Origin of the sequence: Moorena sp. SIO3I8 (assembly GCF_010692325.1) — a bacterium.
Lineage (GTDB): Bacteria > Cyanobacteriota > Cyanobacteriia > Cyanobacteriales > Coleofasciculaceae > Moorena.
Map to the genome: position 1 here is coordinate 1 of NZ_JAAHHW010000205.1, position 6,609 is coordinate 6,609.

Sequence of the window (6,609 nt, forward strand, 5' to 3'; positions counted from 1 at the left end):
AGATGAGAATCCGTTCTAGAGGTACCAATGTCAGTGTGTTCCTATAATGAGGAGCCGTATGATGCGAAAGTGTCACGTACGGTTTTGAAGACGAGTTAATGGGGTGACCTATTGGCTTAGTTTAATTATTTCATGCGATCGCAAAAGAAAGCAGTTATCTGATTGAAGTGCTTTCTGGTGTCCGCACTGTCAAATCCACAGCAGTTGAGCAAACCGTACGCTGGCATTGGGAAGAGTTATTAAATAAAGAAGTTAAAACTAACTTTTCTGGGCAAGTGATTAGCAATCGACTCCAGATTTTCAGCAATACGATCGAGGGGTTAGCCACTACCGCACTGCTCTGGTTTGGGGCATGGTTGGTGATTCAAAATCAGCTCACCATTGGGCAATTGGTGGCTTTTAATATGTTGCTGGGTCAAGTGATTACCCCCTGGTTGACTGACAAAAAGTTAAGCACAAATTGGTCAAATGCTTATCAGGAGGGAGATAGCAGGTATTGACAGCAAGTGAGTGGGAGCCAGCATTCTAAAGACAGATACCACTCAAATCCTAGGAATGCTGTGAAAAAAACTCCCGTCTAATCAATGCCCTTAAGACCTGGTTGGGTCAACCCCATGAATGGGCTCACCTGGGTCACCTGACGACCTGTTTATGGATGGTGGTGGCCTTGATCCAAACAGGAGAAGTCAATTTGACCCGTTGGATTCCCGTTCGTCCCGTGGTTCGGCCAATATGCTCAAAGCAAGCAACGTCGGATACAACGTTGGCTTTACAATGCTCGGATTAACATCCATGGCCAAAAGGCCACGCTACGCGAACGGCTGCTACATTCCATTGATTCAAGCAGCTTTGGCGGTAGGACAAGATGACTCTATATATCTGAGGCTTGGAAAGGTCACTGTTCACCGGATCAGTATTGTCTGGTGCGATTGGTTGTGGTGCATCAAGCACGGGCCTTACCTGTGCTAGGCGCGGGTGATGGAACATTAAGCGTGCGTCTGTCTCATTCAACGATTATCGAGCGTCTACTGCAACAAGCCCTTGAACGGAAGCCCTATGGGAGTCAAGGTGGTTTTGCTTGCAGACCGTGGCTTTGTCCACACTGATTTGATCAAAGCGATGACCTGCCAATGGGGATGGCATTATCGGATTCGATTGAAAAAGGACAGTTGGATAAGGCTCGCCGGGAAAGGCTGGTCTCAGCTTAAAGATTTCCATGTTCTACGTGGAGTTGCCCTGTGCTTTCATAACGTCAGGCTGCACAAGGAGCACGCTTTTTGGTCCGGTTCATCTGGTCTGAGGTCGCAACAATGTCAATGGTGATAATGGGCCATTATCAGTGATGAACAGACCACTCTCCAAACATGCGCAAGAATATGGGTTGCGGTTTGATATTGAGGAAAACTTTTTGGATGACCAGTCCAATGGGAGCGAATGTGCAGAAGTCTGAAATTCGTTCAGTGCCTGCCCTATCTCGGTTGTGGTTTATCCTGGCCGTAGCCACTCGTTTGCGTCACCGCTCAAGGTGTTGAGGTTGTAGAAACGGGTAAGCGTCGGTGGGTCGATACTCACTGGTGCGCGGGGTAACAGCTACTTTCGGATTGGTTGGGAGTGGATCAAAGCCTATGCCAGAGAATGGCTGGACACTAATTCGACGGGTGTGTTTCACAACTAATCAAGACCCTGACCCGGTGATAGCTTCGCGAAAACAACATCTGAAACGATTTTATCGGCTGGAATTCAAAATACAAACGTACAAGTATGCTGCTGAATAGTTTTGTCAGTCAACCAGGATTACCCCTTTCCAAAGGCTAACGGTACTGTGGAATGAATTTCAGGAAGTTGTGATTGCCATGGAGCGCATCAATGATGTGCTGGATTACCAACCAGAAGAAGATTTGGTCCATCAAGCACGGCAATCATTACCTGAATTGCGCGGTCACATTCGCTTTGATCAGGTCACCTTCCGCTATCACCCAGAAAGTGATACCAATGTCTTGGAAAATCTTAGTTTTGAGGTAAAACCAGGGCAAATGGTCGCCCTAGTGGGGCGCAGTGGTTCCGGTAAAACCACTATTTCCAAGCTGATGTTGGGGCTGTATCTTCCCTCAGATGGGAAAGTGTTGATTGATGGGCAAGATATCACCAGTCTTTCCTTAGGCTCCTTGCGCCAGCAAATTGGTGTGGTGGATCAAGATACCTTTCTGTTTGGAGGGACAATTCGAGAAAACATCGGTCTGGCTTATCCCTCAGCTAGCTTAGACGAAATTATGGCAGCAGCAAAACTGGCCGGTGCCGATGAATTTATCCAAAAACTGCCCATGGGCTATGAAACCGAGATTGGCGAGGGAGGAGGGATGTTGTCTGGGGGACAGCGACAGCGTTTAGCCATTGCTCGCGCCCTCTTGGGAAATCCCCGCCTATTAATTTTCGATGAAGCCACCTCCCACCTGGATGCGGAATCGGAGCGGATTATTCAGACCAATCTCAATACTATTCTCAAAAACCGCACCACCCTAGTTATTGCTCATCGTCTTTCTACCGTAAGCAAAGCTGACCTGATTTTAGTGCTCGATAGAGGGGTATTGATTGAAAGCGGTACTCACGAAGACTTAATGGCAAAGCGAGGACATTATTTCTATCTGAATCAGCAGCAGTTATAGGGGAGGGAGTAGGGAGTAGGGAGTAGGGAGTAGGGAGTAGGGAATAGGGAACAGGGAATAGGGAACAGGGAACAGGGAACAGGGAACAGGGAGTCGGGAGGAATCGGTAAAGTCCCCCTTATTAAGCTATGCATTAGTCACATCTTTCTTAACATAATGGGACTTGACACCAGAAGTGGTTTTGGGGGAAAGTAGAAGCCAAGTCTGTGCGATATCATGCAGTCGTCGCAGACCCTGCCAAAGGGTTTTCACCCCTGGTTCACCATCTCTATTGCGCGCCAAAAAACCACCCAACTGGGCTATCCAACGCACACAAGTCCTCAAATTAGGGGGGACCTCAGGTGGGGAGGGTGTTTGATGAATAGTGCAGTAAAGCGCTTGCCACTCATGGGTTTCTAGTACCGTATCCCCAGGAGTATCAGGGTGGGTTAGAGCCAAGTAAGTCATCCACAACAAGCGCCAAGCCACAATGGTGTAAGTGGCTAAAGCTCGGTGGATCCGGTCGGCAGTTTCCAGTTGCAGTTGTTCGAGGCGACAACCGCTCTTGAGGACATAATGATAGCGTTCAATCAACCAACGATAAGAGTACCAACGCAAACATTGCACCACATCCTCAAAGCCAGTAACCTCTAAGGTAGTCAAGAGTAACCAACGAACTGGTTCCACACCGGGTGGTGGGTTTTCTTCTTCTGCTTTTATTACCTGTAGGCGGATTGGTTGGAGGCGCTCCCGTTCGGGATGAGTAGCTGGTGGTTGTAACTCAATGGTTGTAGTACGTAGGCGTCTAGTAGCAAGACGGGCAAGGCGTTCTGGATTTCGTCTGAGTTCTAAGGTCAGCTGACCACAAGGCATTACTTTTCCAATTGCTTGCTCAAGACGTTGGAGTTGTTGGTCAAAAGAGGTAGGGAAAGACTGTACGGTTGTGCATCGCTCGTATCAGAAACTCCGAGGAAGGGCGGCGCGGCAGCATGAACAACTCATAGATGTCAGCAACGCGCACAGCCACTGTGACAACGGTAATTTGATCTCGAATCAGACTCTGGGTAGCATCCAAGGCAGTTAACCAACGCTGGCTCTCTTTTTGCTGAGATGGGTTTTTTGTGTCGTTGATGCTTCGAACCCAACTCAGCGATATCCCTAGCCCAGACTTGTTGATGTAATACACCATTAGGCACACCATTACTTGTACTACAAAATACTGAGTGAATTTTTAAGCCTCTTGCCTTAGCATTGTCCAAGTAACCCATACCCCTCTTCCCTGGATGATGAGTGAAATTGAGTTCTGTTGTGTCTTGAATGGCCATGACAATAGACTCAAGTTTTACTCGTTTTAATGTACGGCGTTGGTGAGCTGATGCGATCGCTTCCGGTTTGATGTAAGGTGATGCGCCAAAACTTATAGGCAGCCTGGGTCGCAGCTAAGTTTCCCGAAGCTTGCGGCACACTGGCATTCGGTTGGGCTGCCAAATCGCGCTCCTATCCGCATCAACCGTTTTTTGCGACGTACATCCCCTAATTCAGCATCTTGCAGCTCTTCTACTGCCCAAGCTTTCATTTAAGTCCCTCCGAGTTGAGAATTTTTCGTGGCTCTGTCAGTTTACTCACGAACATTGGATCATCCCTGAGTTCGTCAGCAAGTAATAGCGTACGCCAAGCTACCCCAAATGCAGAATTCTTCTGTATTACATTATGAAGTACCCAATGGAGGTTGAATGGAAGAACAAAAACTCAACACGGATATGGATTAAGTAATATCAAGTAATTCCACCTTGCCTCACGTCCCATCAGCTCTCTGGATTGTTAAGAAAGATGTGACTAATGCATAGCTTATTAAGGGGGATTTAGGGGGATCAACACCCTTAACAACATCCCCAAGGCTCGATCCTCCCCAGCCCTGCCTCAGCTGAGTTAATTTACCGTAATTTTTTTCATCCTTTAGCCAACAATCCAAAATACTGCTATGGCTGACAATCATCATACATTAAATGGACATAGTCCTACTCAAACTATTCCAGATCAGCGTCGCTATGAGGAGTTACTCACCCAAGAAACGACGTCTCAACCTAGGAATGATCAACCACTCCAGGGTCATGACTGGTCTTATGCTACTAAGGAACTGCTGGATACATTACCCCAGGTTTGGACAAGGGGATTACTGTATTTTTTGATAGTATTTATCGGTATTGCTTTACCTTGGGCGATATTCTCGAAGGTGGATGAGACGGGAAAAGCCAGAGGAAGATTGGAACCTACGGGGGAAACTATCAAACTTGATGCTCCCGTAGCAGGAACGGTAGCAGCAATTAAGGTCAAAGAAGGGGAATTGGTAACGGCTGGTCAAACCTTACTAGAACTGGAATCAGAGTTAGTTAGCACTGAACTTCAGCAGGAACAAAAAAAATTAGAAGGGCAACAGAATCGCCTGAATCAATTAGAGGTGCTCAAAAACCAATTGATACTGGCTCTGCGTACCCAGGAGCAACAAAACCAAGCTCAAGAGTTGGAAAAACAGGCGCAAGTCGAGCAAGCACGGCAGAATCTGGAAGCGTTCAAGTTCGCCTACAGTTTACAAAAACAAGAACTATTGGCACAAATAGAGCAGGCACGAGGGGCGATAGACTCTAGCAAGGTTGCCTATGAATTAGAAAGCATTCGTTTAGAAAGTGCTGAAGAAAGAATTCCCCGTTACCAACAAGCTTATGAAGAGGGGGTTTTGTCCAAAGAACGCTTTTTAGAGGTTGAACAGTCAGCCAAAGAAGCCCAGAAAACTATCATCAGAACTGAATTAGAAATAAAACAAGCTCAGTCTCGTCTGAAAGAACAACAAGGTACTTATGAAAAGACGATTCATCAAGCATAGGCTGATATTAAACAAGCTCGCCTGCGCTTGCAAGAGCAAGAACGGAGTTATAAAACTTTAGTTCATTCGTAAGCGTTCAGGGGTGACAAAAAGTAAGCGTTCAGGGGGTAGAAGAGCCCTCGCCAAAAATGGTAGCGAGAATATGCGTGCGGTAAGGAACATGGAACAGCAGCGCCCAAACATGAGCGAGCAAGTCCCCTGGTCAGATTGGGAAGAAACTCCAGCCAGTGTCAAAAAACTGGTAGAGGGAATGGCGCAGCAAATTGAAAATTTAGAAAAACAACTCACAGATATATCGGCAGTTCAGCAACAGCTATTAGAAAAAACCCGACGGACATCAAAGAACTCATCATCGCCTCCTTCCTTTGACCCACCAGGGCTGGAAAAAAAACCACAGAAAAACAAAAGTAAGAGAAAACGAGGAGGTCAACCAGGTCATGATGGGCATAGTCGAGACTTGTATCCAATCGAGCGGTGTAACCAGATCATTGACCATCATCCAAGCAAATGCTCCTGTTGTGGGAAAAGACTAAGGGTCGAAGATCAAAACCCCTATCGCCACCAAATAGTAGAGATTCCACCGATTGAACCGATCGTGATCGAGCATCGTTTACACTCGTTGAAGTGTGGGCAATGTCAGAGATCAACCAGGGCTAAATTGCCAGAGGAGGTCAACAGGAGTGGATACGGAGTACGAGTAGTAGCAATGGTGGCACTACTGAGGGTCGTTTACCGCAATAGTCAACGCCAGGTGCAAAGTGCTCTAGCGATGCAGCGCGGTCTTGGGGGTTTCCCCCACTCGCTATTGCATCAAGACGCTGACTTGTTTGAGAAAACCATGTCATTAGGAACGGTAAACAAACTCCGGCAAGAAGCAAGCGATGCAGTGGCAAGCAGTGTTGAGGATGCCAAACTTTATGTCCAACACTCTTTGGTGGTAGGAGCAGCCCGTTTCGAGCTATAGCAGTCGCCATCATAGTTAGGACAAAGAAAACGAAAAGCCCTTCCACTTATCGTCCGATTTCTGTCATGCCTTTTCCTTACAGCGAAGACCTGCGCCAAAAAGTAATTCAGGCGATCGAACTC

7 protein-coding genes and 1 pseudogene are annotated in these 6,609 nt (G+C 47.0%); 5 read left to right on the top strand and 3 right to left on the bottom strand.

Translation table 11 applies throughout. The features are described from left to right. The first annotated feature begins 137 nt into the window (after nucleotides 1-137). Both F6K51_RS34735 and F6K51_RS34740 read left to right on the top strand, forming a co-directional pair. The gene (locus F6K51_RS34735) at nucleotides 138-500 is read left to right on the top strand and encodes an ABC transporter transmembrane domain-containing protein (protein WP_293029990.1); all 363 of its coding nucleotides are present in this window, start codon (nucleotides 138-140) and stop codon (nucleotides 498-500) included. A gap of 118 nt (nucleotides 501-618) precedes the next feature. Then, nucleotides 619-969 carry a hypothetical protein gene (locus F6K51_RS34740; RefSeq protein ID WP_293029973.1) on the top strand — a complete coding sequence of 117 codons (351 nt, stop codon included), beginning with the start codon at nucleotides 619-621 and terminating at the stop codon, nucleotides 967-969. 544 nt (nucleotides 970-1,513) lie between these two features. Here F6K51_RS34740 and F6K51_RS34745 read toward each other — a convergent pair. After that, complete coding sequence (locus F6K51_RS34745) at nucleotides 1,514-1,669, bottom strand: hypothetical protein (RefSeq protein WP_293029976.1); 156 nt, start codon at nucleotides 1,667-1,669, stop codon at nucleotides 1,514-1,516. 184 nt (nucleotides 1,670-1,853) lie between these two features. On the opposite strand from F6K51_RS34745, the gene F6K51_RS34750 reads away from it, so the two are divergent. Further along, a complete protein-coding gene (locus F6K51_RS34750; protein ID WP_293029979.1) occupies nucleotides 1,854-2,663 on the top strand; it encodes an ATP-binding cassette domain-containing protein in 810 nt (269 codons plus the stop codon). On the opposite strand, the gene F6K51_RS34755 is transcribed toward F6K51_RS34750, so the two are convergent. Together F6K51_RS34755 and F6K51_RS34760 are read right to left on the bottom strand one after the other, a co-directional pair. Continuing rightward, a complete protein-coding gene (locus F6K51_RS34755; protein WP_293029981.1) occupies nucleotides 2,648-2,797 on the bottom strand; it encodes a hypothetical protein in 150 nt (49 codons plus the stop codon). The genes F6K51_RS34750 and F6K51_RS34755 overlap by 16 nt on opposite strands. Then, nucleotides 2,790-4,218: pseudogene (locus F6K51_RS34760) on the bottom strand (IS4 family transposase). Before F6K51_RS34760 ends, F6K51_RS34755 begins: the two are co-directional and overlap by 8 nt. A 405-nt stretch (nucleotides 4,219-4,623) precedes the next feature. On the opposite strand from F6K51_RS34760, the gene F6K51_RS34765 reads away from it, so the two are divergent. Then, nucleotides 4,624-5,523 (top strand): biotin/lipoyl-binding protein, encoded by a 900-nt coding sequence (locus tag F6K51_RS34765; protein ID WP_293029984.1) that lies wholly within the window; start codon nucleotides 4,624-4,626, stop codon nucleotides 5,521-5,523. A 160-nt stretch (nucleotides 5,524-5,683) separates the two neighbouring features. Beyond that, nucleotides 5,684-6,487 carry a DUF6444 domain-containing protein gene (locus tag F6K51_RS34770; protein WP_293029987.1) on the top strand — a complete coding sequence of 268 codons (804 nt, stop codon included), beginning with the start codon at nucleotides 5,684-5,686 and terminating at the stop codon, nucleotides 6,485-6,487. Nucleotides 6,488-6,609: the final 122 nt, after the last annotated feature.